This window comes from Serratia sp. 1D1416, assembly GCF_003641105.1.
GTDB classification, from domain to species: domain Bacteria; phylum Pseudomonadota; class Gammaproteobacteria; order Enterobacterales; family Enterobacteriaceae; genus Serratia; species Serratia ficaria.
In genome coordinates this window covers 4,504,242-4,529,407 of sequence record NZ_CP032738.1, presented here as the reverse complement: position 1 = coordinate 4,529,407, position 25,166 = coordinate 4,504,242, and the positions used below count along the sequence as shown (strand labels likewise).

At 57.7% G+C, this 25,166-nt stretch carries 25 protein-coding genes, 2 tRNA genes and 2 other RNA genes; 14 read left to right on the top strand and 15 right to left on the bottom strand.

Features of this window, described 5'->3' with window-relative positions; genetic code table 11:
• The first annotated feature begins 261 nt into the window (after positions 1–261).
• Positions 262–966 carry a MipA/OmpV family protein gene (locus tag D7I37_RS21875; RefSeq protein ID WP_061794512.1) on the top strand — a complete coding sequence of 235 codons (705 nt, stop codon included), beginning with the start codon at positions 262–264 and terminating at the stop codon, positions 964–966.
• 177 nt (positions 967–1,143) lie between these two features.
• On the opposite strand, the gene D7I37_RS21870 is transcribed toward D7I37_RS21875, so the two are convergent.
• Both D7I37_RS21870 and gapA read right to left on the bottom strand, forming a co-directional pair.
• Positions 1,144–2,019, bottom strand: a complete 876-nt coding sequence (locus tag D7I37_RS21870; RefSeq protein ID WP_061794511.1) for a D-hexose-6-phosphate mutarotase — start codon at positions 2,017–2,019, stop codon at positions 1,144–1,146.
• Positions 2,020–2,100: 81 nt separating this feature from the next.
• Positions 2,101–3,096 (bottom strand): glyceraldehyde-3-phosphate dehydrogenase, encoded by a 996-nt coding sequence (gene gapA, locus D7I37_RS21865; protein ID WP_061794510.1) that lies wholly within the window; start codon positions 3,094–3,096, stop codon positions 2,101–2,103.
• Positions 3,097–3,444: 348 nt separating this feature from the next.
• Between gapA and msrB the strand changes: the two genes are divergently transcribed.
• Positions 3,445–3,858 (top strand): peptide-methionine (R)-S-oxide reductase MsrB, encoded by a 414-nt coding sequence (msrB, locus tag D7I37_RS21860; protein ID WP_061794509.1) that lies wholly within the window; start codon positions 3,445–3,447, stop codon positions 3,856–3,858.
• A 64-nt stretch (positions 3,859–3,922) separates the two neighbouring features.
• Positions 3,923–4,195, top strand: coding sequence for a YeaC family protein (locus D7I37_RS21855; protein ID WP_061794508.1), 273 nt, complete (start codon positions 3,923–3,925; stop codon positions 4,193–4,195).
• A 184-nt stretch (positions 4,196–4,379) separates the two neighbouring features.
• Here D7I37_RS21855 and pncA read toward each other — a convergent pair whose 3' ends face one another.
• The 3 genes from pncA to sppA all read right to left on the bottom strand — a co-directional run bounded on the left by pncA (position 4,380) and on the right by sppA (position 7,997).
• Entirely contained in the window at positions 4,380–5,012 is a 633-nt protein-coding gene (gene pncA / locus D7I37_RS21850) for a bifunctional nicotinamidase/pyrazinamidase (RefSeq protein ID WP_061794507.1), read from the bottom strand.
• An 18-nt stretch (positions 5,013–5,030) separates the two neighbouring features.
• Positions 5,031–6,047, bottom strand: coding sequence for an asparaginase (gene ansA / locus D7I37_RS21845; RefSeq protein ID WP_061794761.1), 1,017 nt, complete (start codon positions 6,045–6,047; stop codon positions 5,031–5,033).
• 93 nt (positions 6,048–6,140) lie between these two features.
• Positions 6,141–7,997, bottom strand: coding sequence for a signal peptide peptidase SppA (gene sppA / locus D7I37_RS21840; RefSeq protein ID WP_061794506.1), 1,857 nt, complete (start codon positions 7,995–7,997; stop codon positions 6,141–6,143).
• Between the two features lie 160 nt (positions 7,998–8,157).
• Between sppA and D7I37_RS21835 the strand changes: the two genes are divergently transcribed.
• The 5 genes from D7I37_RS21835 to D7I37_RS21815 all read left to right on the top strand — a co-directional run bounded on the left by D7I37_RS21835 (position 8,158) and on the right by D7I37_RS21815 (position 13,230).
• On the top strand, positions 8,158–8,709 hold the full coding sequence (locus D7I37_RS21835) for an NAD(P)H nitroreductase (protein WP_061794505.1): 552 nt from the start codon (positions 8,158–8,160) through the stop codon (positions 8,707–8,709).
• A gap of 156 nt (positions 8,710–8,865) precedes the next feature.
• The gene (gene selD / locus D7I37_RS21830) at positions 8,866–9,909 is read left to right on the top strand and encodes a selenide, water dikinase SelD (RefSeq protein WP_061794504.1); all 1,044 of its coding nucleotides are present in this window, start codon (positions 8,866–8,868) and stop codon (positions 9,907–9,909) included.
• A complete protein-coding gene (gene mnmH / locus D7I37_RS21825; protein WP_129544351.1) occupies positions 9,909–11,027 on the top strand; it encodes a tRNA 2-selenouridine(34) synthase MnmH in 1,119 nt (372 codons plus the stop codon). Before selD ends, mnmH begins: the two co-directional genes overlap by 1 nt.
• Complete coding sequence (locus tag D7I37_RS21820; RefSeq protein WP_161990677.1) at positions 11,027–12,952, top strand: DNA topoisomerase III; 1,926 nt, start codon at positions 11,027–11,029, stop codon at positions 12,950–12,952. Before mnmH ends, D7I37_RS21820 begins: the two co-directional genes overlap by 1 nt.
• Positions 12,949–13,230 (top strand): DUF1496 domain-containing protein, encoded by a 282-nt coding sequence (locus D7I37_RS21815; protein ID WP_061794501.1) that lies wholly within the window; start codon positions 12,949–12,951, stop codon positions 13,228–13,230. The genes D7I37_RS21820 and D7I37_RS21815 overlap by 4 nt, the downstream gene beginning before the upstream one ends.
• Positions 13,231–13,251: 21 nt before the next feature.
• Here the strand turns inward: D7I37_RS21815 and D7I37_RS21810 are convergent, their stop codons facing one another.
• The 9 genes from D7I37_RS21810 to D7I37_RS21770 form a co-directional block, all read right to left on the bottom strand.
• Positions 13,252–13,653: a pyrimidine (deoxy)nucleoside triphosphate diphosphatase gene (locus D7I37_RS21810; protein WP_061794500.1), complete on the bottom strand. Its 402-nt coding sequence runs from the start codon at positions 13,651–13,653 to the stop codon at positions 13,252–13,254.
• Positions 13,654–13,697: 44 nt separating this feature from the next.
• Complete coding sequence (gene xthA / locus D7I37_RS21805; protein WP_095097828.1) at positions 13,698–14,504, bottom strand: exodeoxyribonuclease III; 807 nt, start codon at positions 14,502–14,504, stop codon at positions 13,698–13,700.
• Positions 14,505–14,604: 100 nt separating this feature from the next.
• The gene (locus D7I37_RS21800) at positions 14,605–15,177 is read right to left on the bottom strand and encodes a TIGR00730 family Rossman fold protein (RefSeq protein ID WP_061794498.1); all 573 of its coding nucleotides are present in this window, start codon (positions 15,175–15,177) and stop codon (positions 14,605–14,607) included.
• A gap of 148 nt (positions 15,178–15,325) precedes the next feature.
• A non-coding RNA gene (locus tag D7I37_RS21795) (RtT sRNA) lies at positions 15,326–15,452 on the bottom strand.
• 47 nt (positions 15,453–15,499) lie between these two features.
• Positions 15,500–15,626: non-coding RNA, RtT sRNA (locus D7I37_RS21790), on the bottom strand.
• Positions 15,627–15,673: 47 nt separating this feature from the next.
• Positions 15,674–15,758: transfer RNA gene (locus D7I37_RS21785), tRNA-Tyr, on the bottom strand.
• 211 nt (positions 15,759–15,969) lie between these two features.
• A tRNA-Tyr gene (locus D7I37_RS21780) sits at positions 15,970–16,054 on the bottom strand.
• A gap of 158 nt (positions 16,055–16,212) precedes the next feature.
• On the bottom strand, positions 16,213–17,061 hold the full coding sequence (purU, locus tag D7I37_RS21775) for a formyltetrahydrofolate deformylase (RefSeq protein WP_061794496.1): 849 nt from the start codon (positions 17,059–17,061) through the stop codon (positions 16,213–16,215).
• A 68-nt stretch (positions 17,062–17,129) separates the two neighbouring features.
• Positions 17,130–17,591, bottom strand: coding sequence for a YchJ family protein (locus tag D7I37_RS21770; protein WP_061794495.1), 462 nt, complete (start codon positions 17,589–17,591; stop codon positions 17,130–17,132).
• A gap of 122 nt (positions 17,592–17,713) precedes the next feature.
• Here D7I37_RS21770 and rssA point away from each other — a divergent pair, with 122 nt between their 5' ends.
• The 5 genes from rssA (at position 17,714) to D7I37_RS21745 (ending at position 23,261) form a co-directional block, all read left to right on the top strand.
• On the top strand, positions 17,714–18,616 hold the full coding sequence (rssA, locus tag D7I37_RS21765; protein WP_095097825.1) for a patatin-like phospholipase RssA: 903 nt from the start codon (positions 17,714–17,716) through the stop codon (positions 18,614–18,616).
• Between the two features lie 104 nt (positions 18,617–18,720).
• The gene (gene rssB / locus D7I37_RS21760; RefSeq protein ID WP_061794497.1) at positions 18,721–19,734 is read left to right on the top strand and encodes a two-component system response regulator RssB; all 1,014 of its coding nucleotides are present in this window, start codon (positions 18,721–18,723) and stop codon (positions 19,732–19,734) included.
• Between the two features lie 202 nt (positions 19,735–19,936).
• Positions 19,937–20,854 carry a UTP--glucose-1-phosphate uridylyltransferase GalU gene (gene galU, locus D7I37_RS21755; RefSeq protein ID WP_061794493.1) on the top strand — a complete coding sequence of 306 codons (918 nt, stop codon included), beginning with the start codon at positions 19,937–19,939 and terminating at the stop codon, positions 20,852–20,854.
• A 43-nt stretch (positions 20,855–20,897) separates the two neighbouring features.
• Positions 20,898–22,241, top strand: coding sequence for a UDP-glucose/GDP-mannose dehydrogenase family protein (locus D7I37_RS21750; protein ID WP_061794492.1), 1,344 nt, complete (start codon positions 20,898–20,900; stop codon positions 22,239–22,241).
• A 9-nt stretch (positions 22,242–22,250) separates the two neighbouring features.
• Positions 22,251–23,261, top strand: coding sequence for an NAD-dependent epimerase (locus D7I37_RS21745; RefSeq protein ID WP_061794491.1), 1,011 nt, complete (start codon positions 22,251–22,253; stop codon positions 23,259–23,261).
• A 187-nt stretch (positions 23,262–23,448) separates the two neighbouring features.
• Here D7I37_RS21745 and hns read toward each other — a convergent pair whose 3' ends face one another.
• Entirely contained in the window at positions 23,449–23,856 is a 408-nt protein-coding gene (hns, locus tag D7I37_RS21740) for a histone-like nucleoid-structuring protein H-NS (protein WP_061794490.1), read from the bottom strand.
• A 688-nt stretch (positions 23,857–24,544) separates the two neighbouring features.
• Between hns and D7I37_RS21735 the strand changes: the two genes are divergently transcribed.
• Positions 24,545–25,129, top strand: a complete 585-nt coding sequence (locus tag D7I37_RS21735; RefSeq protein WP_061794489.1) for a thymidine kinase — start codon at positions 24,545–24,547, stop codon at positions 25,127–25,129.
• Positions 25,130–25,166: the final 37 nt, after the last annotated feature.

The window sequence follows — 25,166 nt, the reverse complement described above, 5'->3', positions numbered from 1 at the left end:
AAGTCATATCAATGACTCAGTTATTTCGGCGGGGGCCAAATGCCTTGTCTGGCGCGGCCTGAGGCAGAAAACGTCATGCTTCTGCCATGATTAATTCATATTCCCGATCTAAGTTATTCGATCTTGGTTGTTTTCTATTGTAAAGATTAGGCGCGTAACTAAATTTTCACATAAACTAGGCCGGCTATTAACCCTGTTATTTATGGAAAAGAACCAGTGAAGATCTCTCAACTCAAAACGTTAGCCATTATCGCTTCCGCAATGGTTTGTGCGCACAGTGCTCAGGCTGGAACCTGGTCACTCGGCGCTTCCGCGCTGGTCAGCCCGGATCCGTATCGCGGTAATCAGGACCGCGTCTATCCGGTACCCGTCATTAATTATGAAGGCGACGACTTCTACTTCCGCACGCTGACCGCCGGTTATTACCTGTGGAAAGATCAGGAAAACCAGCTGAGCCTGATGGGTTACTACTCGCCGTTGGGCTTCCGTCCGGGCGACAGCGACGACGATCGCATGAAGCGACTGGACAAACGCCGCGGCACCCTGATGGCCGGCCTGGCTTACTCGCACAACGCCGAGTGGGGTACCCTCCGCACCACCTTCACCGGTGACACCCTGGACTACAGCAACGGCCTGGTGGGCGACGTCGCGTATCTGTACAAGTTCGACCTCGACGCTCTCACTCTGGTTCCCGGCGTGGGCGTCATGTGGAGCAGCAAAAACCAGAACAAATATTACTACGGCGTCAGCGAACACGAATCGCGCCGCAGCGGCCTGGACAGCTACACGCCGGAAGACAGCTGGGCGCCCTATGTTGAGCTGAGTGCCAACTACAAAATCAACAAGGACTGGAATGCCTTCTTTGTTGGGCGCTACGTTAAGCTCTCGGATGAAGTGAAAGACAGCCCGATGGTGGATAAATCATACACCGGGTTGTTGATGACGGGTGTGAGCTACACCTTCTAACGGCGCATTGCACGTTAATCGTGCAACGGCTGCACCACAAAGGGGCGCTCGCGCCCCTTTTGCTCGTTTGCGGTGCGCTGCGCCCAGGGCTAACCGCCAGGGCCGGTGAGCGCGCCGCGCCTTAACGGCTGAGCGGGTAGATAAGCGGGGCGGTAGCCAGCGCCGCCCCAAACAAGGTCAGGCGTTTTTGCGGCTGCGGAAGGTCACCGCCAGCCGTGCGGGCTGCTCGCCGGCGGCAACCAGCGGCTTGCCGACGCGGCCGGTTTCCACGCACACCATGGTTTTGTAACCGTCGTTGGTCATATCCGCCATGCTGCAGGAGAGCTCGACGCCGGGGTTCCAGGCGATCACGTCGCTCATATGGTGATGATGAACCTCGATGGTGCGCTGCAGCGCCGGATCTTTTATCAGGCTGAAGGCTTCGGGCCGGGTATAAACGCGGTCGGTCTGGCCGACGAACGTCAGCGCGCCGGTTTGGCGCGCTGGCGCACCGCCAGCCACTTTGTCGATATAGCTGTCGCCAAGGCCCGTCACCTTAACCTGTTCGATATCGCCGATCTGGAAGTAGGTGTGCAGCGCCGCAGTCGCCTGGTAGTCGCCGTGCGACTCCAGCTCGATCTCGCATTCTTCGCCCAGCTTGAAGCGGGCAATCAAGGTAAAGGCGTGCGGCCACAGTTTACGGGTTTGCTCGTTGTCCTTCAGCGTGAAGGTGAGGATAACGCCGTTGTCGTCTTCATCGTGCGCCGTCAGGCTCCAGGGCTGGTTGCGGGCAAAGCCGTGCGAAGGCTGCGCCACCGGGCCGAACCAGGGCCAGCAAATCGGCACGCCGCCGCGGACCGCCTTGCCTTTCTGGAACGGGGTATTGCCGCTGAGCCAGATAACCGGCCGATCGCCGCTGGGCTGCCAGGCTAACAGGTGCGCGCCCTGCAGGGCGATCGCCGCGCGCACTTTGGGGTGCGACACCACAACGACGCCCAGCTCATCGAGCTGCCGCTGGCTGATATACGGAGAAATCTGTTCGCTAACGGGCAGGGTGAAAATTTTTTCGTTCATCGGTTGGCCTTTTGTTCGCCTAAACACAAATAAAAAGGGCGACATAAATGTCGCCCTCGTCATCAGCTTAACATCATTCCATTATTTGGAGATGTGAGCGATCAGATCCAGAACCTTGTTGGAGTAGCCAGTTTCGTTGTCGTACCAGGAAACCAGTTTCACAAAGTTGTCGTTCAGCGCGATGCCGGCTTTGGCATCGAACACGGAAGTCAGGATTTCGCCGTTGAAATCGGTAGACACCACGTCGTCTTCAACGTAGCCCAGAACGCCTTTCATGGAGCCTTCGGCAGCGGCTTTGATGACTTTCTTGATTTCTTCGTAGGTAGCCGGTTTTTCCAGACGTACGGTCAGGTCAACGACAGAAACGTTAGGAGTAGGAACGCGGAACGCCATGCCGGTCAGTTTGCCTTTCAGCTCTGGCAGAACTACGCCTACCGCTTTCGCTGCGCCGGTAGAAGAAGGGATGATGTTCTGGGACGCGCCGCGGCCGCCGCGCCAGTCTTTGTGAGACGGGCCGTCAACGGTTTTCTGAGTGGCGGTGGTCGCGTGAACGGTGGTCATCAGACCTTCGATGATGCCGAAGTTGTCGTTGATGACTTTAGCCAGTGGCGCCAGGCAGTTGGTGGTGCAAGATGCGTTGGAAACGATGTCTTGGCCAGCGTATTTTTCAAAGTTTGCGCCACGCACGAACATTGGGGTCGCGTCTTTGGAAGGGCCGGTCAGAACAACTTTTTTCGCGCCAGCGGTGATGTGTTTGCGTGCGGTTTCGTCGGTCAGGAAGATACCGGTCGCTTCAGCGACCACGTCAACACCCACTTCGTTCCACTTCAGGTTAGCCGGGTCTTTCTCTGCGGTAACACGGATGGTTTTGCCGTTAACAACCAGATGGCCGTCTTTAACTTCTACCGTACCGTTGAAACGGCCGTGAGTAGAGTCATATTTCAGCATGTAAGCCATGTACTCTGCGTCCAACAGATCGTTGATTGCAACGATTTCGATGTCGGAACGTTCCTGAGCGGCACGGAAAACAATGCGACCGATACGGCCAAAACCGTTGATACCTACTTTGATAGTCATATATTCCACCAGCTATTTGTTAGTGAATAAAAGGTTGGTTGTAAAATTACAAAAACCTTACCAAGCGTCAAGCGGAATCGTGTCAATTCTTGCGGCAAGTCAAACCTGGGGGTCGGGTTTGCGCGCTTATTGCACAGTCCGTTTGCGTTCGGCCTCATCCGTAATATGGGGTCAAACCGCCAAGTATAAAGTCAGCATGCGCAAGATGTGTGATCGGTATCACATAACATCGCGGCGTGACCTTTATGGCGTACAGTTTAGGCCAAAAACCCCTGCAGCGGTGTTAATTTTTTGTTATTATTAATCATTGTTTTCGTTGACATTATCCACATTCAGAGAAACGCACAAATGGCTAAAGAGACAACCCCAGGTCAACCGGTCACGGAACTGAATGAAATCCAACGTTATGTGACCCAGGAGCGCGGCACCGAAGCGCCGTATTCCGGGAAATTGCTGCACAACAAACGCGAGGGCGTGTACCATTGCCTGTGCTGTAACCAGCCGCTGTTCTATTCGGAAACCAAGTATGATTCCGGCTGCGGCTGGCCGAGCTTTTATGAGCCGGTTTCCGATGATGCAATTCGTTATCTTGATGATAATTCACATAATATGCATCGCGTTGAGATCCGCTGCGGCCACTGCGACGCGCATTTGGGGCATGTATTCCCCGATGGCCCGCAGCCGACCGGCGAACGCTTCTGCGTTAACTCGGCGTCGCTGAGCTTTACCGACGGCGAGAACGGCGATAAGACCGTCGGCTAAGGGGGTCATTTGACCAACAAAATCGATTCAGCTAATTATTCTTCCGCAGGTGGGAAATGCTCTGATGGATGTGAAAGATCTGATTGCGGCGATGACGCCGGAAATCTACCAGCGCCTGGCGCAGGCGGTTGAGCTGGGCAAATGGCCGGACGGCGTGGCGCTGACCCCGGAACAGAAAGAAAACAGCCTGCAGGCGGTGATGCTGTGGCAGTCGATGAACAATGCCGATCCGCAACATATGAGCATCGGCACCGACGGCCAGATCGTGATGAAAAGCAAGCAGGAGCTGAAACAGCAGTTCGTCGGCGAACCGCTGGTAAAACTGAAACCGCAATAATGCGCAAGGCAGGGCGATGCCGCCATCGCCCGCCGTTTTAGCGCTTCCCGCCGTTTATCCCCAAAGACTCGCCAGACGGTAGTGGCCGTCGGTACCCATTCCCAGAACATAGCGCCGCTCAAACCTTTGAAATGGCGAACAGCGATTGGCGATTTTCGCCGGAGAAAGCAGGGCGCCCCGGCTGTCAGCCGGCGATGAATTGTGACAAGGTAACCAGCTGCGCGCCGGCTTGCCGCATCGCCTGCAGCGCTTGCCGGCTGTCGCCCGGCTGCAAATCGACGCCGCGGCAGCCGTCGACGATTACCTGCGTCTGATACCCCAGCTCCAGCGCGTCCAGCACGCTGAATTTGACGCAGTAGTCGGTCGCCAGCCCCATGATCGCCAGCCGGCCGACGCCATGGCTTTGCAGCCAGTCGTTGAGCGCGGTTTGCGCCCGGTGGCCGTTGTCGAAGAAGGCGCTGTAGCTGTCGATATCCGGGCTTTGCCCTTTGCGGAACACCTCCGCGATGGCCGCCTGATGCAAATCGGGATGAAATTCGGCCCCGGGGCTCCCCTGCACGCAATGCACCGGCCACCAGACCTGCGGCAGGCCCTCCAACAGGCCCAGGGTGCCCGGCTGGGCATTGGCGTTGACCGCAAAGCTGCGGTGGTTGGCGGGGTGCCAGTCCTGGCAGGCGACCACCGGTTCACCGCGCGCGACACAGGCGGCGATGGCGCGATTGGCGACGGCGACGGCGGCGTCGCCGTCCGTTACCGCCAGCGCGCCGCCGGGGCAAAAGTCATTTTGCAGGTCAATCAACAACAGGGCCGTTTTCATCGCCGCTCCAAAATGAGGTTAACCGGTAATGCTCAGCTCGCCGCGCAGGTCTTGCTGCATCAGGCTGCGGATTTGTTCCGGCGTCAGCGGCTGGCTCAGCAGATAGTGCAGTTTAGTCAACGCCGCTTCCACCGTCATGTCGAAACCGCTGATCACGCCGGCATGCGCCAACGCATTGCCGGTGGCGTAACCTTCCATATTGACCCGCCCGGAGATGCACTGCGTCAGGTTGACCACCACGATGCCGCGCTCGGAGGCCGCGCGCAGCTCATCGACCAGCTCGGCTTTTTGCGGCGCATTGCCGACGCCGTAGGAACGCAGGATCAGCGCTTTAACCGGCTGCAGCAGGAAGTTACGCACTACCGCGCCGGAGATCCCCGGATAAATAGTCACTACGCCGATGGGCTGCGGCGTGATGTCGTGCACTTTCAGCTCGCCGTTGCAGGCCGGGCTGTCGATGCCGTTTTGGCGGCGAATGTGGATACCGGCCTCCAGCAGCGGCGGCAGATTGGGGGAGGCGAAGGCGTCGAAGCCGTCGGCGTGCGCCTTGGTGGTGCGGTTGCCGCGGAACAGCTTGTTGTTGAAGAACAGACTGACCTCGTTCACCGGGTGATTGGCCGCCAGATACAGCGCATTCAGCAGGTTGGTCTGGCCGTCGGAGCGCAGCTCCGCCAGCGGGATTTGCGAACCGGTGACGATCACCGGCTTGGCCAGGTTCTCCAACATGAATGACAGCGCCGACGCGGTGAAGGCCATGGTGTCGGTGCCGTGCAGAATGACAAAGCCGTCGTAGCGATCGTAATTCCGTTTGATGTCGTCGGCGATGTGCTGCCAGTCTTCCGGCGTCATGTCGGAAGAGTCGATCAGCGGCGCATATTCGTGGATGGTGAAATCCGGCATTTCCGGCCGATGGAATTCCGGCATCAGCGCCAGCTGACGCTGCAAATGGCCGGAAACCGGAATATAGCCGTGCTCGGAGCGTTGCATGCCGATGGTGCCGCCGGTGTAGGCGACGTAGATGGATTTCTTTTGCATGGTCATTGTTTTAACGGAGATAAGATGGGCTGAATTATAGGGGGATAACGGCAGAAAAAAAGCCCGGCGGCTGCCGGGCTGAAGATTTATTTGTTAGCGGACTTCTCCGCAGGTCAAACAGATAGCGTAACGGTTTTGCGGATCGTTCAGATTGTTGAACAGGCCCGGTTGCTCTTTCACCGCCATGGCGACGGAGGCCAGCGGCGCCGGCAGCACGGCCTGAACGGCGGCAGGCAGCATGGCGTGAATCGACACGCCGAACTGGCCGAGCACCATATCGGTCAGGCTTGGCGTATCGACGAACCAGTTCAACTGCCACTGTTTCAGCTTGGCCAGTTCGGCCGCTTTTTTCACCGCGTCGTCGAAATCGCCCAGCTGATCGACCAACCCGTTGGCCTTGGCGTCGCTGCCGAGCCACACGTGGCCCTGCGCGATGTGATCCACCTGCTGCGGCGTCATTTTGCGCGCTTTAGCCACCAGGCCGATAAAGTTCTGGTAACCGTTCTCGATGTTCAACTGCATCATCTGAGCGAATTCCGGCGGCAGCGCCTTGGTCACGGCGATATCGGCCAATGGCGAGGTCGCTACGCCGTCGGTGTGCACGCCGATGCTGTCCAGCGTCTGCTCATAGGTGTTGATGATGCCGAAAATGCCGATCGAACCGGTCAGGGTGCTTGGGCTGGCGATGATGTAATCGGCCGGGGTAGAGACCCAGTAGCCGCCCGAGGCCGCCATGCCGCCCATCGAAACCACCACCGGCTTGCCGGCGGCGCGTACCGCCGCCAGTTCGGAGCGGATCACCTCGGAAGCGCTGACGCTGCCGCCCGGGCTGTTGACGCGGAATACCACCGCCTTGATGGCCGGGTCCAGACGCGCCTGGCGCAGTTCGTCGGCGGTGGTGTCGCCGCCAACGCTGCCGGGCGTTTGTTGCCCGTCCATGATGGCGCCGTTGGCGAAGATCACGGCTATCTTGCCGCCCTGATCCGCCGCCGGTTTCGGCTGGTAGTCATAGATGCTGATGGCGTTGAAATCATTGGCCTGCTTGTCCCAGCCAAAGGTTTTCACCAGCTGGTTTTCGATCGCGGTGCGCGAAGCCAGCTCATCCACCAGCTTGTTGTCCAGCGCATAGCGGGCGGTGTCGCCGCCAGCCGCCTGCAGGCCGGTCAGCACGCCGGCGGCGCCAGGGAACAGCTGCTGCGGGGTGAGCTGACGGTTGGCCGCCACGGTATCCAGATAGTTTTGCCACAAACCGCCGATCCAGCGGCTGTCCGCTTCGCGCGCGGCCGGCGACATATCGTCGCGGATCAAGGGTTCGACCGCCGATTTATAGGTGCCGACGCGGAAAATATGGGTGGTGACCTTGAGCATCTCCAGCAACGATTTGTAGTACAGGTTGTTGGTGGCGAAACCGTGCAGATCGACCGCGCCCTGCGGCGACAGATAGACCTTGTTGGCATAGCTGGCCAGGTAGTATTGCGTCTGGTTGTAGCTGTCGCCGATGGCGAAGATCGGTTTGCCGCTGTCGCGGAACTCGCGCAGCGCCTTGCCGATGTACTGCAGGGAAGGCTGATCGGCGCCGGCGAAGTCATTCAACTGCAATACCATGCCGGTAATGTTTTTGTCGTCTTTGGCCTTGCGGATGCTGTCCACCACGTCGAACAGCGAGTTTTCCTGCAGGCGGTTGCTGGAGGCGCCGAGCAGCTCGCGGCCCCACTGACGCACCTTGTTGTTCATTGACGGTTGATCGACCACCACGCCGCTCAGATCGACCAGCAGCGCGCCGCGCGCCGGCACCGTCGGGGTGGTGGAGCTTTGGAAGGACAGATAAATGCCGACCCCAACCAGGATCAGCAACACCAGGAACAGGTTAAGGATCAGTTCCCTGATAAAGTTCAGCAGACGCCATGTCCACCTGAATATGCCGGCAATAATTTGCCACAATGTGCGCATGTGCTCTCCAACAAGAGTCGAGAATGTTCCGCTATCCTAATGAGCGGCCGAAGAAATGTCAGCTTTAAATCGTGGCTCACAGACAGTATTGCCGAGGCTGTAACTCGCTGTTGAGCTATGTTAACGTGATCGTAATGAAAATTGTTATCAGGAGTTTACGATGGATGCACTGGATCTTTTACTGAATCGCCGCTCGGCCTCGCGGCTGGCGGAACCGGCGCCGGCGGGAGAAGTGCGCCAGAATATCATCAATGCGGGCCTGCGCGCCCCGGATCACGGCGCCCTGCAGCCGTGGCGCTTCGTGATGATTGAGAATCAGGGTCTGGAGCGTTTCAGTCAATTGTTACAAGCTGCTGCCAGGCAGGATCAGCTGGACGACGCGGCGATCGAAAAAGCCACCAAGGCGCCGTTCCGCGCGCCGTTGATCATCACCGTGATCGCACACTGCACCGAAGAAACCAAGGTGCCGCGCTGGGAGCAGGTGGTGTCCGCGGGCTGTGCGGTGCAGGCGATGCAGATGGCGGCGTTGGCGCAGGGCTTTAACGGCATCTGGCGCACCGGCGCCTGGACCGAGCATGCGCTGGTGCGCGAAGCCTTCGGCTGCCGCGAGCAGGATGAGATCGTCGGTTTCCTCTATCTGGGCACCCCGCAGCTGAAAGCCGCGACCAGGGTCATCGCGCCGGACAGCACGCCGTTCGTCAGCTATTTCTGATCCCGCGGCGGGAATGCGGCAAAAATGCGCCGTAACCCGCAGAATTGCTTTGTTTCTGAGCAGGCTGCACGCTAATCGGCGGCCTGCTCTTATCAATCCCTTCGGCAAGCGCTACCCTATGCTATCTTGAGTGCCGTTAATCGAAGGGAGTGGACTATGACATCGCCGGCGATCCGTTTAACCCAGTACAGCCATGGCGCTGGCTGCGGCTGTAAAATCTCACCGAAAGTTCTCGAAACCATCCTGCACAGCGAGCGTGAAAAGTTTGTCGACCCGCGCCTGCTGGTAGGCAATGAAACCCGTGACGACGCGGCGGTGTACGACATCGGCAACGGCGTCGGCATCATCAGCACCACCGACTTCTTTATGCCGATCGTCGACGATCCTTTCGATTTTGGCCGCATCGCCGCCGCCAACGCCATCAGCGACGTCTACGCCATGGGCGGCAAACCGATCATGGCGATCGCCATCCTCGGCTGGCCGATCGCCACGCTGCCGCCGGAAGTGGCGCAGCAGGTGATCGACGGCGGGCGCTTCGCCTGCCAGCAGGCCGGCATCGCGCTGGCCGGCGGGCATTCCATCGACGCGCCGGAGCCGATCTTCGGCCTGGCGGTGACCGGCGTGGTCAATACCGAGCGGGTGAAGAAAAACAGCGCGGCGCAGGCCGGGGCCAAGCTGTTCCTGACCAAACCGCTGGGGATCGGCGTGCTGACCACCGCCGAGAAGAAAAGCAAACTGCGTCCCGAACATCAGGGATTGGCGACCGAAGTGATGTGCCGGCTCAATAAACCCGGCGCGGATTTTGCCGAGGTGGCCGGGGTGACGGCGATGACCGACATCACCGGCTTTGGGCTGCTGGGCCACCTGAGCGAAGTGTGCCAGGGTTCCGGGCTGCAGGCTACGCTGTGGTTCGAGCAGGTGCCGAAGCTGCCGAACGTCGAGGCCTATATCGCCGAAGGTTGCGTGCCGGGCGGTACCGGCCGCAATTTTGACAGCTACGGTCACCTGGTCGGCGAGATGAGCAGCCTGCAGCGGCAGCTGTTGTGCGATCCGCAGACCTCCGGCGGCCTGCTGTTGGCGGTGCTGCCCGAAGCGGAGCAGCAGGTGCAGGCGATTGCCGAACGCCATGGCATTCCGCTCAACGCCATCGGCGAACTGCACGCCGCGGTCGCCGGCAAACCGCTGATTGAGGTCGTATAGTGTCCATCGCGCAGGGAAGGCCGGATACCGACGATTACCGAGGTATTTTTTTGCAGGATCTGCCGCTGATAGACCTGCGGGCGCCGGTCGAGTTTCAACAGGGCGCCTTCGCCCAGGCGGTGAATCTGCCGTTGATGAACGACAGCGAGCGGCAGGCGGTGGGCACCTGTTATAAACAGCAGGGGCAGCAGGCGGCGATCGCCCTGGGCCACCGCCTGGTGCACGGCAGGCTGCGCGAGCAGCGCACCCGGGCATGGCTGGCGCAATGCGCGCGTCAGCCCGAGGGCTATCTATACTGTTTCCGCGGCGGCCTGCGTTCGCAGCTGGTGCAACAGTGGCTGCGTGAGGCCGGGCTCGAGTATCCGCGGGTTATCGGCGGCTACAAAGCGCTGCGTCATTTCCTGCTCGACACGCTGGCGCAATGCGCGGAGATGCCGATGGCGCTGGTCGGCGGCAATACCGGCAGCGGCAAGACGCTGCTGGTCAACCAACTGGCCGATGGCGTCGATCTCGAAGGGGCGGCGCGTCACCGCGGCTCATCTTTTGGCCGAACGCTGGCCGGCCAGAGTTCACAGATTGATTTTGAGAATCGTCTGGCTGTGTTATTGCTGAAAAAACAGCATGGTGGCAGCCGCCGCTGGGTGCTGGAGGACGAAGGCCGGATTATCGGCAGCAATAATCTGCCGTTGCCGCTGTTCAACGGCATGCAGCAGGCGCCGGTGGCGGTGATCGACGATCCCTTTGAGACGCGCCTGGCCCGGCTGCAGGCCGAGTATATCGACGGCATGCGCGCGCAGTTTGAACGGGCCTATGGCGCCGATGAAGGCTGGCGGCAGTACGATGAGTATCTGCACCAGGGGCTGTTCGCCATCCGCCGTCGATTGGGTCTGGAGCGATTCCAGCAACTGACGCTGCGGCTGGAGGCCGCGCTGAAGCAACAGCGGCTCAGCGGCAACGGCGAGGCGCACCGGCAGTGGCTGGCAGCGCTGTTGCAGCATTACTACGATCCGATGTATCACTTCCAGTTGGAAAAGAAATCCCGACGAATCGTTTTCCGCGGGAACTATGCTGAAGTAAGAGAATTCCTGATGACGTACAGCCAGAAAAACGGTGAATAATGCGACTGTTTATTGCCGAGAAACCGAGTTTGGCGCGCGCCATTGCCGACGTACTTCCCAAGCCGCACCGTCGCGGTGACGGTTTTATCGCCTGCGGCAGCAACGATGTGGTGACCTGGTGCGTCGGGCACCTGCTGGAGCAGGCGCAGCCCGATGCCTACGACAGCCGCTATGCGCGCTGGTCGTTGGCGGATCTGCCGATTATCCCAGAAAAATGGCGTCTCCAGCCGCGACCGTCGGTCAGCAAGCAGCTGAACGCCATCAAAAAACTGCTGCTCGAGGCCGATGAGGTGGTGCACGCCGGCGACCCGGATCGCGAGGGGCAGCTGTTGGTCGACGAGGTGCTGGACTACCTGGAGTTAACGGCGGACAAGCGGCAAAACGTCCGCCGCTGCCTGATCAACGATCTCAACCCGCAGGCGGTGGAGCGCGCCGTCGACCGGCTGCGCGACAACCGCGACTTTATCCCGCTGTGCGTGTCGGCGTTGGCGCGCTCGCGCGCCGACTGGCTGTACGGCATCAATATGACCCGCGCCTATACCCTGCTGGGGCGAAATGCCGGCTATGACGGCGTGCTGTCGGTAGGACGGGTGCAGACGCCGGTGCTGGGGCTGGTGGTGCGGCGTGATGAAGACATTGAGAACTTTGTGCCGAAGGACTTTTTCGAAGTTAAAGCGCATATCGTTACGCCGAAAGAAGAGCGCTTCGTGGCGGTCTGGCAGCCCAGCGATTCCTGCGAGCCGTATCAGGATGAAGAAGGGCGGCTGCTGCACCGGCCGCTGGCGGAGCACGTGCTCAAACGCATCGAAGGCCAGCCGGCGCTGGTCACGTCCTATAACGATAAACGGGAATCAGATACCGCGCCGCTGCCGTTTTCGTTGTCGACCCTGCAGATTGAGGCGTCCAGACGTTATAACCTCAGCGCCCAGCAGGTGCTGGACGTTTGCCAGCGGCTGTACGAAACCCATAAGCTGATTACCTATCCGCGCTCCGATTGCCGCTACCTGCCGGAGGAGCATTTCGCCGGGCGCCACGCGGTGCTGAACGCCATCAGCGTACATCAGCCGGATCTCTACCCGCAGCCGGTGATCGACAGCGATCGCCGCAACCGCTGTTGGGATGACAAAAAGGTGGATGCCCACCACGCGATTATTCCTACCGCGCGCGCCAGCAAGGTCAACCTGACTCAGGATGAGCTGAATGTCTATGGGCTGGTGGCCCGCCAGTATCTGATGCAGTTTTGCCCGGATGCGATGTTCCGCAAATGCGTGATCGAGCTGGATATCGCCGGCGGCAAATTTATCGCCAAGGCGCGTTTTCTGGCCGAGGCCGGGTGGCGCACGCTGCTGGGCAGCAAGGAGCGCGACGAAGAGAACGAAGGTGCGCCGCTGCCGGTGGTGGCGAAAGATGACGAGCTGCTGTGCGAGCGCGGCGAGGTGGTCGAACGCCAGACGCAGCCGCCGCGCCCCTTCACCGATGCCAGCCTGTTGTCGGCGATGACCGGCATTGCGCGCTTCGTGCAGGATAAAGCGCTAAAGAAAATCCTGCGGGCGACCGATGGTTTAGGTACCGAAGCCACGCGGGCGGGGATCATCGAATTGCTGTTCAAGCGTGCGTTTCTGTACAAGAAGGGACGCTATATTCACTCCAGCGAAACCGGCCGCGCGCTGATCCACTCGCTGCCGGACATCGCAGCACGCCCTGATATGACGGCCAACTGGGAAGCCACGCTGACGCAAATCAGCGAAAAATCCTGCCGCTATCAGGACTTCATGCAGCCGCTGGTCGGCACTTTGCAGGAGCTGATTTATCAGGCCAAGCAGAGCCGGGCGAGTATGGCGTTTCGTGGGTTGCCGCCGCCGCCTTCGGCGGGCGGCAAGAAACGCAGGAAGAGCGCCGGCAAGGCGCGGGAGAAGAGCGAATGAAACACGGATTACTGATGCTGACGGCGGGGGTGTGGTTGGTTTCCGGCGCGGCCGGCGCCCATCGCGGTGACGTGGATGTGGTGCTGCCGGTTTCGCCAGAAATTTGGGGGGCGGCGAAAAACGCCGAAACTCAGGCCTGCAACCGCTGCTGCGTCTACCGGAATCAGAATTACTCCGAAGGGGCGGTGCTGAAAATCGACGATGAGGTACTGCAGTGCGTACGGGACCACAACGTGGTTGGCACCAATCCGCTCATCTGGGTGCGCCTGAAGAAGTGACGATGTAACCTGGATCCGGGCTCAGCGTGCTGGGCCCTGAGCGGCGATATAGGCTGCCAGCAGCGGAATATCCGCCGGTGCCAGGGCATAGCGCTGCGCCTGCTGCGGCGTAACCCAAACCAGTTCGGCATGGCAACGCCGCTGCAGTTCACCACGGAACGCCTCAACGCGCCAGGCGTGCAGCCGGATAATGCGCTCACCCTGTTGCCACTGGTTGCTGGCGACGTAATGCCCCACGCGGGCCAGGATCCCCAACTCTTCATCCAGCTCTCTCGCCAGCGCCTGCGGCTGGCTTTCACCCGCTTCAACCTTACCGCCGGGGAACTCCCACAGGCCGGCCTGATCGCTGCTGGCGTCGCGCTGGGCCAACAGAATTTCGCCGTCTTTTTCGATAATCGCGGCGACCACATCGATGATTTTCATTAGCACCACAGAGCAGAACCCCGGCGAGCGCCGGGGTGAACATATTACAGCGAGAATTCCGCCCACACCGGCGCGTGATCGGAGGGTTTCTCCATGCCGCGGATCTGATAATCGATGCCGGTAGCGGTGCAGCGCTCCGCCAACGGCGTGCTGGCCAACAGCAGATCGATACGCAGGCCGCGGTTATCATCGAAACCTTTCGAACGGTAATCGAACCACGAAAACTGGTCGTTGCGCGCCGGGTTGGCGTGGCGATAGGTGTCCACCAGCCCCCAGTTCAGCAGGCGGTCCATCCATGCGCGCTCTTCCGGCAGGAAGGAGCATTTGCCGGTGCGCAGCCAGCGCTTGCGGCTTTCTTCACCGATGCCGATATCAAAGTCGCTGTGGCTGATGTTCATATCACCCATGATCAGCACCGGTGACTCCACCGACAGCTGCTGCTCCAGGTAAGTTTGCAAATCCTGGTAGAAGCGCGTCTTGGCCGGGAATTTGGTCGGGTGGTCGCGGCTTTCGCCCTGCGGGAAATAACCGTTGATCACCGTCAGCGTGCCTTGCGGGGTCGCCAGGTCGGCCATGATGATGCGGCGCTGCGCGTCTTCATCGTCGGTCGGGAAGCCGCGACGCACCGCCAGAGGCTGTTCTTTGGTCAGCAAGGCGACGCCGTAATGGCCTTTTTGCCCGTGATAGAACACGTGATAACCATATTGGCTAACGTCTTCAAGCGGGAACATGTCGTCGTGGACCTTGGTTTCCTGCAGGCCGATAACGTCGGGCTGGTGCTGTTCGATGATTGCCGCCAGCTGATGCGGACGCGCACGCAGTCCATTGATATTAAAAGAGACAAACTTCATGAGCGGTGCCGTTTTCACAAGAAAAATGTGTGGAGATAGTAGCAGAGTTTGGCGGGAAATGTAACGCAGGCAGCGGCTGCGCCGCTGGCTGCCGGCCGGATTATTTTGCCCAGCGATCGTAAGTTTTGGGTTGGTAATCGTCAAACTGTTGCAGCAGCGTTTGCGCCGACTCGCTGATATGCAGGGTGCCCAGATAATCGTGACGCATGAACCCCTGATCGGCGACGTGCTCGAGGAAATTGTTCAGCGGGCGGTAGAAATCGTTGACGTTCAATAGCCCGACCGGCTTGCTGTGGTAGCCGATCTGCCCCCAGGTCCAGATTTCAAACAGCTCTTCCAGCGTGCCGATGCCGCCCGGCAGGGCGATAAAGCCGTCCGCCAGCGCCGCCATGCGGGCTTTGCGGGTGTGCATATCGGGAACCACCTCCAGCTCGGTCAACCCCCGGTGCGCCGTTTCCGCCTCAACCAGCCTTTCAGGGATGATGCCCACGGCTTCACCGCCGGCGGCCAATACCGCGTCGGCGACGATCCCCATCAGGCCTTTTTTACCGCCGCCGTAGATCAGGCGCCGGCCTTGAGCGGCGAGGGTCTGGCCCAGCAGGCGGGCATGGTCGGCATAAGCAGGGTTAACGCCTTCGCTGGCGCCGCAAAAAACGCAGATGTTGTTACGCATGCACTTTTTTCCTTACTGCATTAAAGAAGCCAGTGGTATAGCGAATTGTGGGCCGGAGTTCAAGTTACGGTTTGGTGGAATGATAAAGAAAATTGAGGATTTATGCGGTTTGGAGGGTTTGATTCGGTTTGGGATGCTTATTCAAGGATGGTGGTGGGGGAAGGATGACTCGTCGCTGCGCTCCTCGCCCTGCGGGCCGCGCTGAAGCGCGTTGTCTCACTGCGCGAGACTCGAACCTTGTCGAAGCTTCTCATCCTCCCCCAATACGGAGCGATAGGAATGCGTCGAGTTTTTGATTCGGTTTGGGATGCTTATTCAAGGATGGTGGTGGGGGAAGGATGACTCGTCGCTGCGCTCCTCGCCCTGCGGGCCGCGCTGAAGCGCGTTGTCTCACTGCGTGAGACTCGAACCTTGTCGAAGCTTCTCATCCTCCCCCAATACGGAGCGATAGGAATGCGTCGAGTTTTTGATTCGGTTTGGGATGCTTATTCAAGGATGGTGGTGGGGGAAGGATTCGAACCTTCGAAGTCTGTGACGGCAGATTTACAGTCTGCTCCCTTTGGCCGCTCGGGAACCCCACCATGATATTCATGGGTTTACAAATTTTAGCCCGGTTTTATCCGGAAGAAACCTGGCCGGCTTCTTTACTGCGACTTCGCTCCAGGCGGAGAGAAGATGCGGGTGGAGGAAGGATTATTCGTCGCTTCGTTCCTCACCCTACGGGCCGCGCTAAAGCGCGCTATCCTTCCTTTTTGCCTTGCTGTAATTCAGCACGCATCAGCGGAAAGAAGATGGTGGTGGGGGAAGGATTCGAACCTTCGAAGTCTGTGACGGCAGATTTACAGTCTGCTCCCTTTGGCCGCTCGGGAACCCCACCACTGGCCTTGCTTGCGAAACCGCTGTCTCGGTAAGCGGGGCGCATCATATCAAATGAAGCGCATGTGTAAAGTATTGAAATGAAGAAAATGAATCGTTTGCCGCTTTTTTATTCGTGGCGGTGCATCCCTGAACGAAATGCACCGTTTTATTGAGCAATTACAGGATAACCGTCCGATTGCCGTAGACGAAGACCCGCTGCGCCAAGACCTGATACAGGGCGCGGCTGAGCACGTTTTTCTCTACGTCGCGCCCCGCGCGCATCATGTCCTCGGAAGAATAGGTGTGATCGACATTGATCACGTCCTGCATGATGATCGGGCCTTCGTCGAGGTTGTCGTTCACGTAGTGCGCGGTGGCGCCGATGATTTTAACGCCGCGTTCGTAAGCCTGATGATAGGGCCGCGCGCCGATAAAGGCCGGCAGGAAGGAATGGTGAATATTAATCACCTGATTCGGGTAGTGCTGCACAAAGGCGGGCGTCAATACGCGCATATATTTGGCCAGCACCACATAATCCGGCTGGTATTGATCGATTTTGGCGGTCATTTCACGATCGTGCTGTTCGCGCGTCAGCCCTTCATGGCTGACCAGATGGAACGGAATATCAAAGCGCTCCACCAGCGTTTGCAGGGTGTCGTGGTTGCCGATCACCGCGGCGATTTCCACGTCGAGACCGCCGTAGGCGCTTTTCATCAGCAGGTCCCCCAGGCAGTGAGCCTCTTTGGTGACCAGCACCACGATGCGGCGCCGACCGGTGCTGTGCAGTTCGCGCACTGAGCCTTCCGGCAGCGCGCCGTCAAGATCCGCCAGCAGCGTGGTATCGTTGAAAATGCCTTCCAGCTCGGTGCGCATAAAGAAGCGGCCGGTGCGATGGTCGACGAATTCGTTATTTTGCACGATGTTGAGTTCATGCTTGTAACAAATGTTGGTGATCTTGGCGATCAGCCCTTTGGCGTCCGGGCAGATAGTGCGTAAAACTTTTCTTTGTACGTTTTGGTGTGGCATTAGCGTGAGGATCCTGTCTGATACTGTACGTCCTGTCTGCGCAGGCGTGAATGTAAAGCGCCGGCCGGCTAGCGCCCGCAGCACTTCTTGTATTTTTTCCCTGAGCCACAGGGACAAATTGCATTTCTGCCGGGCTGCGGCTTGGTGCCGTCGATATAATACCAGCGTTGTTCAAGGCGAAGAAAGCGTGAACGTTCGTGCATCGCCTGCGGTTCGCCGCTGCCGTCGACGAAGCGGGCGATAAACTCGACGAAACCTTCGTCGGCGTGATGGCCGGTTTTTTCTTCCACGATCGTCAGGCCGAGCCATTCGGTGTCTTTAAAGCTGTCGCCGATCGCGCTGCGCGCTGCGCTGGCGTGGCAGTCGGGGTGCCAAGTGGCGATAAGGTAGTCGAGGCTGTGTTTGACATAGGCGCTGAAGCGCGAACGCATCAGCGCGCCGGGCGTCGGCGCTATCTGGCTACCGGCGATATAGGGACCGCAGCATGCGTTATACTCCAGTCCGCTGCCGCATGGGCATGATTCGGGCAAAATAACTCCTGGGAAGGCGGTGCAGAAAGTGAATTTAGCGCATATGTTACCTAACATCATTCGCTGGTGACAATCTACCCTGAGGGATGGGGCGAAACAATGGCTGAAAAAGGGCGGACGCTGTGCGAAAAATCAAAATTGGCTTGGCATTGGGGGCCGGATCGGCCAAAGGCTGGGCGCATATTGGCGTGATCAATGCGCTAAAGAAATTGGGCGTAGAGGTCGATATAGTGGCCGGCTGTTCGGTGGGCGCGCTGGTGGGCGCGGCCCTGGCCAGCCATCGGCTGCCGGCGATGGAGCAATGGGTGCGCTCATTCAGCTATTGGGACGTCATTCGCCTGATGGATCTCTCCTGGCAGCGGGGCGGCCTGCTGCGCGGCGATCGGGTGTTCAACGCGGTCGGGCAATTGCTGAAGATTGATGATATCGCCGAATGCTCGCTGAAGTTTGGCGCCGTAGCGACCAACCTCAGCACCGGCCGGGAGCTGTGGCTGACCAAAGGCGACATTCATCAGGCGGTGCGCGCGTCCTGCAGCATGCCGGGTTTGCTGGCGCCGGTGTGGTTCGACGGTTATTGGCTGGTGGACGGCGCGGTGGTCAATCCGGTGCCGATTTCATTAACCCGGGCGCTGGGCGCGGATATCGTCATCGCCGTCGATCTGCAGCACGATGCGCATTTGATGCAGCAAGACCTGTTCTCGGTGCGCAGCGAAGACGCCGGGCAGGCCGGGCCCCCGGCCGACAGCTGGCGCGGGCGGCTGCGGGAACGCATCGGGAGGATGGGGTTGAGAAAACCCAACGCCACGCCGACGGCGATGGAAATCATGGGCACGTCGATCCAGGTGCTGGAAAATCGGCTGAAACGCAATCGCATGGCGGGCGACCCGCCCGACGTGCTGATCCAGCCTTATTGCCCGCAGATTTCGACGCTGGATTTCCACCGCGCCAGCGAGGCGATCGCGGCGGGGCAACTGGCGGTGGAAAAACAGCTGGATCGGCTTTTGCCATTGATAAAAAATAGATAATCATCGGTTCACAGGCGGAAAATGCGCGGCCGGCAGGTTTCAGGCAGGCATAAGTGACCTTTTTGAGCCACTATTACATGATGAAAAGGGATGAGGCTCGGCTGATGGCATTACCACTGACTCACAAGCGCATTTTGATCGTTGAGGACGAACAGGTTTTTCGTTCCGTGCTTGTTGGCTATTTGAAATCGTTGGGCGCAGAGACCCATGAAGCGAGCAACGGTTTGCAGGCGTTGAGTGCGGTGGACGACGTCAAGCCCGATCTGATCCTGTGCGATCTCGCCATGCCGGAAATGGGCGGCATCGAGTTTGTCGAACATTTGCGCCTGCAGGGCGTGCAGATCCCGGTGCTGGTCATTTCTGCGACCGATAAGATGGCCGATATCGCCAAGGTGTTGCGGCTGGGGGTGCAGGATGTGCTGCTGAAGCCGCTGACCGACCTCAATCGCCTGCGCGAAGCGGTGTTGGCCTGTTTGTACCCCAACATGTTTACCTCTCAGGCGATAGAAGAGGTTGAGCTGTTTCAGGACTGGGATGCGCTGAGTAAAAATCCCTCGGAAGCCGTCAGGTTGTTGAAGCAGCTGCAACCGCCGGTGCAGCAAAACATCGCCCATTGCCGGATTAATTATCGGCAGCTGACCACCGGCGAAAATCCTGGGCTGGTGCTGGACATCGCCGCGTTGTCGGATAAGGATCTGGCGTTCTATTGCCTGGACGTTACCCGGGCCGGCGATAATGGCGTTTTGGCCGCTTTGTTATTGCGCGCATTATTTAATGGGTTGCTGCAGGATCATTTGGCTAATCAGCGGCACCGGCTGCCGCAAATGTCCGCATTGTTAAAACAAGTTAATCATTTATTACGTCAAGGAAAACTCGAAGGTCAATTTCCGCTGCTGCTGGGCTATTATCACGCCGAATATAAAAACCTGATTCTGGTTTCGGCCGGGCTGCACGCCAATGTCAATACCGGCGATAACCAGATCCAGCTGAGCAACGGCGTGCCCTTGGGGACGCTCGGCGCGACCTATATGAATCAAATCAGCCAGCGCTGCGACGCCTGGCAGTGTCAGGTCTGGGGCAACGGCGGCAGGCTGCGGCTGATGCTGAGCGCGGAATAAAGCGGCGCTATAAAGAAATAGCCGGCGAAACCCCGATATTCAGAACGCTTATTTTCTCTCCAGGTTTACCTATTGGGTAATTGTCCTAAATTCTTTCTATTTGTGTTCCGGCTAATGCTCAGCAATCATAAGCTGGTATACTCCGAAGGTTTTTTGTGGAGTGCGTGAGGCTCATAAAATGAGCGTTTTAAGAGAGGAAATAATGCCTGCTGTAAATCGTAAAGTCAGAAAAGCGGTGATCCCGGTTGCAGGCTTGGGAACACGGATGTTACCGGCTACCAAAGCCATTCCCAAAGAAATGCTGCCGTTGGTGGATAAACCCCTGATCCAATACGTCGTCAATGAATGTATTGCGGCGGGCATTAACGAAATCGTGTTGGTGACTCACTCATCCAAGAACTCGATCGAAAACCACTTTGACACCAGTTTTGAACTGGAAGCGATGCTGGAAAAACGCGTTAAGCGCCAGCTGTTGGAAGAGGTTCAATCGATTTGCCCTAAGGGCGTTACCGTTATGCAGGTGCGTCAAGGGGTGGCCAAAGGATTAGGGCACGCCATCATGTGCGCCTATCCGATGGTGGGTGATGAGCCGGTGGCGGTGGTGCTGCCGGACGTGATCCTCGATGAGTACAGCGCCGATCTGAAAAAAGACAATTTGCACGAAATGCTGCAGCGTTTCGAAGCCACCGGCATCAGCCAGATAATGGTTGAACCGGTGCCCCATAAAGATGTCGGAAATTACGGCGTGGCCGATTGCCGGGGCTATGAACTGCAGCCCGGAGAAAGCGCGCCGATGGTCAGCGTGGTCGAGAAGCCGGCGCCGGATCAAGCGCCCTCGAATCTGGCGATCGTGGGCCGCTACGTGCTGTCCGCCGATATCTGGCCGCTGTTGGCGAAAACGCCGCCGGGAGCCGGCGATGAAATTCAGCTCACCGACAGCATCGAAATGCTGATGCAGCAGGAGACGGTGGAGGCTTACCACCTTAAGGGCACCAGCCACGACTGCGGCAACAAACTGGGCTATATGCAGGCCTTCGTCGAGTACGGCATGCGCCACGCCAGCCTGGGCAACGCGTTTTCTCAGTGGTTGCAGCAGTTGCTGACCGCTGAAAAGAAATAATTTATTTATCTTTCGTCTTAATTTGAAAAACTAGGATTTTCCCATGAAAGTAACCGTTTTTGGTATTGGCTATGTGGGTCTGGTACAGGCAGCGGTGCTGGCTGAAGTCGGCCATGACGTTATGTGCATTGACGTGGATGAGCGTAAAGTCGAAAACCTGAAAAAAGGGAATATCCCTATTTTTGAACCGGGCCTGACGCCGTTAGTGCAGCAAAACTACGAGGCCGGCCGTCTGCATTTCACCACCGACGCGAAAGCGGGCGTGGCGCACGGCGCCATCCAGTTCATCGCCGTTGGCACGCCGCCGGACGAAGACGGCTCTGCCGATTTGAAATACGTGACCGCCGTGGCGCGCACCATTGCCGAACACATGACCGACCGTAAAGTGGTGATCGACAAGTCCACCGTGCCGGTCGGCACCGCGGATAAAGTGCGCCAGGTGATGGCCGAGACGTTGGAAAAGCGCGGCAGCAGCGTGCCTTTCGACGTGGTCTCCAACCCTGAGTTCCTGAAGGAAGGGGCGGCGGTCGCCGACTGCATGCGCCCTGAGCGCATCGTGATCGGTACGGACAACAAAGACGTGATCGAACCCATTCGCGAACTGTACGAGCCGTTTAACCGCAATCACGATCGCATGATCCTGATGGATATTCGCAGCGCAGAGCTGACCAAATACGCCGCCAACTGCATGCTGGCGACCAAAATCAGCTTCATGAACGAAATGTCCAACCTGGCTGAAATGCTGGGCGCAGACATCGAAAAAGTGCGTCAGGGGATCGGCTCCGACTCGCGCATCGGTTACCACTTTATCTACCCAGGCTGCGGCTACGGCGGCTCCTGCTTCCCGAAAGACGTGCAGGCGCTGATCCGCACCGCCGAGCATATCGGCTACCAGCCGAAGCTGCTGCAGGCGGTGGAGCAGGTTAACTATCAGCAGAAATACAAGCTGACCAGTTTTATCAAAGACTACTTTGGCGACGATCTGCAGGGGAAAACCTTCGCGCTGTGGGGGTTGGCGTTCAAGCCTAACACCGACGACATGCGTGAAGCCTCCAGCCGCGTGCTGATGGAGCAGCTGTGGGAAGCCGGCGCTACCGTGCAGGCTTATGACCCAGAAGCGATGAACGAAGTTCAGCGCATTTATGGTCAGCGCGACGATCTGAAGCTGGTCGGCACCAAAGAGGCCGCGCTGCACGGGGCGGACGCCCTGGTTATCTGCACCGAGTGGCAAAACTTCCGCGCGCCGGATTTCGATGCCATCAAAGGCGCGTTAAAGCAGCCGGTGATCTTCGACGGGCGTAACCTGTTTGATCCGGAACGCCTGGAAAGCCGCGGCTTTACCTATTACGCCATTGGCCGCGGCGCTTCCATCAAGCCGGTTATTTAAGGGGTGAGCATGAAATTCCTGGTTACAGGCGCTGCGGGATTTATCGGTTATCACGTTGCAGAGCGTTTGTTGGCCGCCGGGCATCAGGTTGTCGGTATCGACAACCTGAATGATTATTATGATGTGGGCCTGAAAACGGCCCGCCTCGATCTGCTGGCGGATAAGCCGGGATTCCGCTTCATCAAGCTGGATTTGGCCGATCGCGAGGGGATGGCGGCGCTGTTCGCCGAGCATCGGTTCCAGCGAGTGATACATCTTGGGGCTCAGGCCGGGGTGCGTTATTCGCTGGAAAACCCGCTGGCCTATGCCGACGCCAATCTTATCGGCCATTTAAACGTGCTGGAAGGCTGCCGTCATAATAAGGTTGAGCATTTGCTCTATGCCTCTTCCAGTTCGGTATATGGTTTGAATCGCAAACTGCCATTCTCCACTGAAGATTCGGTTGACCATCCGGTTTCATTGTATGCGGCGACCAAAAAAGCCAATGAGCTGATGTCGCACAGCTATTCCCATTTGTACGGTATTCCGACCACCGGGTTGCGTTTCTTTACCGTGTATGGCCCCTGGGGCAGGCCCGATATGGCGCTGTTCAAGTTTACCAAGGCCATATTGGCGGGAGAGAGCATCGATGTATATAACCACGGCGAGATGCACCGTGACTTTACCTACATCGATGATATCACCGAAGCGATAGTGCGCCTGCAGGCGGTTATTCCGCAGGCGGATCCGCGCTGGAGCGTTGAGCAGGGATCGCCGGCTACCAGTTCCGCGCCTTACCATGTCTATAATATCGGCAACAGCGCTCCGGTAAAGCTGATGGAATATATCAGCGCGCTCGAGTCGGCGTTAGGTATCTCCGCCCGTAAAAATATGCTGCCTATGCAGCCTGGCGACGTTTTGGATACCAGCGCGGATACCGCCGAGCTTTATCGCGTTATCGGCTTTAAACCGGCAACCAGCGTACAGGATGGGGTGAAGCGTTTTGTTGATTGGTACAAGGCATTTTATAAAGTTCATTAATTGAACCGTCGACGAATGTCATAAGGGGCTGCGGCCCCTTTTTTACGTCTGCAATGGTTGACGCGGCGATTAATCGCCAGGGAAGGCGGGGTTTAGGATATTTACTTAAAAAGCCGGGAATGAATGAGAGAGGGCAAACAAAAAGGCCCTCCAGAGGAGAGCCTTTCGGATACGAAACTGTCGGCTATTACAGCAGGAAATCGTCCAGAGATTTACCTTGCTCTTCGATAGCTTTCTTAATCACCGCTGGCGTGCGGCCCTGGCCGGTCCAGGTTTTCAGTTCGCCATTTTCGTCTTTATATTGGTATTTAGCCGGGCGTGCTGCGCGTTTTGCTTTACCTGCGGCTTTGGTTGCAGCCATAGTTTGCAGCAGTTCATTTGGGTCGATACCGTCAGCAATCAGCATTTCGCGATATTGCTGCAGTTTACGCGTACGTTCTTCGATTTCTGCTTGAGCCTGGCTGTCTTCTTCGCGACGTTCGTTCACAACAACTTCCAGTTTCTCGAGCATTTCTTCCAGCGTTTCCAGGCTGCATTCTCTTGCCTGGGCGCGCAGAGTGCGGATGTTGTTCAAAATCTTTAATGCTTCGCTCATTGTCCTAGTCTCAAATTATATTGGTGGGGGGCGTCTGGATAATAATAGAGTGCTCTTTTCCTTTCTGCAATAGCCAAATTGGATTGAATACTCAAATTTACCTTTTAAAAAACGGTTAACTCAGATCTGTCCGACTAATATAGGAGAGGCTGTTAACTATTACCAGCATCCTTTTTAAGTCAAATTTTCAACAGCTGCGGTATGTTTGCCGCGCTAAAAGCCATTCAACGATAAGTTATAGTCGTAATTTATATCAATATTACAACGAGTTCTGTGGGCCTAATCACGCTGCGGATCCGCAAACACTGTAAACAATAGGGGTATACCGGTAAAGATTACGTCAAGATGTGTTGCCTGCGTCGTCTGGCGCCTTTAAATACCTCAGCCTCATGCGGGGAATTTTAAATGGGTTGCACTCCGGGTTAGCCGCAGCTCAGGCGCTAACTCCCTCAGTCATTACTGCGACGGCTTAATCATTAGCAGTAATTAATTGTGATGTCGAACAGACATTATCCTGTAAATAGATGTAAAACGCCGGCCGGGCAGAACGAAATGTTTCACTCGAAAGCGGGGGGTAACCCAATCGCGATATTGCGCAAGCAACGGCTGAGCAGGCCGCCCGGTTATGATACACTTGCCGTCTGAATCAACGTCTGAATATTTCTTATACCATTGGAGTTGCGGGCCCATGGCTCAACTTTATTTTTATTACTCTGCTATGAATGCAGGCAAATCTACCGCGTTGTTACAATCTTCATATAATTATCAAGAACGTGGTATGCGTACGCTGGTGTTTACCGCTGAAATCGATCACCGTTTCGGCGTGGGTAAGGTGAGCTCGCGCATTGGCTTGTCCTCCCAGGCGCAGCTTTATAATAACGACTCGATGCTCTACGCCATGATCGTTCAGGAGCATCAACAGCAACCGGTGCATTGCGTGCTGCTGGATGAAAGCCAATTTCTGACCAAGGCGCAGGTAGAGCAATTATGCGACGTCGTGGACCAGCTGGATATTCCGGTGCTGTGTTATGGCCTGCGCACCGATTTTCTGGGAGAGCTGTTCGTCGGCAGCCAATACTTATTGGCCTGGGCCGACAAGCTGGTCGAATTGAAAACCATTTGCCACTGCGGCAGAAAGGCGAACATGGTGCTGCGGCTGGATGAGAACGGCCAGGCGATGCATGCCGGCGAGCAGGTGGTGATAGGCGGAAATGAAAGCTATGTCTCCGTATGCCGCAAGCATTATAAAGAGGCTATCCATGCCCAGGAGTGAGGCGTCAGCGGCGCAGGAAGGATTCTGGCGCCTTTTA

Coding starts and splice junctions, on each gene's coding strand:
- D7I37_RS21745 (WP_061794491.1), top strand. CDS start 22,251: ATGAAATTCCTGGTTACAGGCGCTGCGGGATTTATCGGTTATCACGTT.
- D7I37_RS21815 (WP_061794501.1), top strand. CDS start 12,949: ATGAAACACGGATTACTGATGCTGACGGCGGGGGTGTGGTTGGTTTCC.
- D7I37_RS21750 (WP_061794492.1), top strand. CDS start 20,898: ATGAAAGTAACCGTTTTTGGTATTGGCTATGTGGGTCTGGTACAGGCA.
- D7I37_RS21810 (WP_061794500.1), bottom strand. CDS start 13,653: ATGAAAATCATCGATGTGGTCGCCGCGATTATCGAAAAAGACGGCGAA.
- selD (WP_061794504.1), top strand. CDS start 8,866: ATGACATCGCCGGCGATCCGTTTAACCCAGTACAGCCATGGCGCTGGC.
- galU (WP_061794493.1), top strand. CDS start 19,937: ATGCCTGCTGTAAATCGTAAAGTCAGAAAAGCGGTGATCCCGGTTGCA.
- D7I37_RS21875 (WP_061794512.1), top strand. CDS start 262: ATGGTTTGTGCGCACAGTGCTCAGGCTGGAACCTGGTCACTCGGCGCT.
- D7I37_RS21735 (WP_061794489.1), top strand. CDS start 24,545: ATGGCTCAACTTTATTTTTATTACTCTGCTATGAATGCAGGCAAATCT.
- pncA (WP_061794507.1), bottom strand. CDS start 5,012: ATGAAAACGGCCCTGTTGTTGATTGACCTGCAAAATGACTTTTGCCCC.
- ansA (WP_061794761.1), bottom strand. CDS start 6,047: ATGCAAAAGAAATCCATCTACGTCGCCTACACCGGCGGCACCATCGGC.
- purU (WP_061794496.1), bottom strand. CDS start 17,061: ATGCCACACCAAAACGTACAAAGAAAAGTTTTACGCACTATCTGCCCG.
- hns (WP_061794490.1), bottom strand. CDS start 23,856: ATGAGCGAAGCATTAAAGATTTTGAACAACATCCGCACTCTGCGCGCC.
- D7I37_RS21855 (WP_061794508.1), top strand. CDS start 3,923: ATGGATGTGAAAGATCTGATTGCGGCGATGACGCCGGAAATCTACCAG.
- rssB (WP_061794497.1), top strand. CDS start 18,721: ATGGCATTACCACTGACTCACAAGCGCATTTTGATCGTTGAGGACGAA.
- D7I37_RS21870 (WP_061794511.1), bottom strand. CDS start 2,019: ATGAACGAAAAAATTTTCACCCTGCCCGTTAGCGAACAGATTTCTCCG.
- gapA (WP_061794510.1), bottom strand. CDS start 3,096: ATGACTATCAAAGTAGGTATCAACGGTTTTGGCCGTATCGGTCGCATT.
- D7I37_RS21835 (WP_061794505.1), top strand. CDS start 8,158: ATGGATGCACTGGATCTTTTACTGAATCGCCGCTCGGCCTCGCGGCTG.
- D7I37_RS21800 (WP_061794498.1), bottom strand. CDS start 15,177: ATGCGTAACAACATCTGCGTTTTTTGCGGCGCCAGCGAAGGCGTTAAC.
- sppA (WP_061794506.1), bottom strand. CDS start 7,997: ATGCGCACATTGTGGCAAATTATTGCCGGCATATTCAGGTGGACATGG.
- xthA (WP_095097828.1), bottom strand. CDS start 14,504: ATGAAGTTTGTCTCTTTTAATATCAATGGACTGCGTGCGCGTCCGCAT.
- D7I37_RS21820 (WP_161990677.1), top strand. CDS start 11,027: ATGCGACTGTTTATTGCCGAGAAACCGAGTTTGGCGCGCGCCATTGCC.
- msrB (WP_061794509.1), top strand. CDS start 3,445: ATGGCTAAAGAGACAACCCCAGGTCAACCGGTCACGGAACTGAATGAA.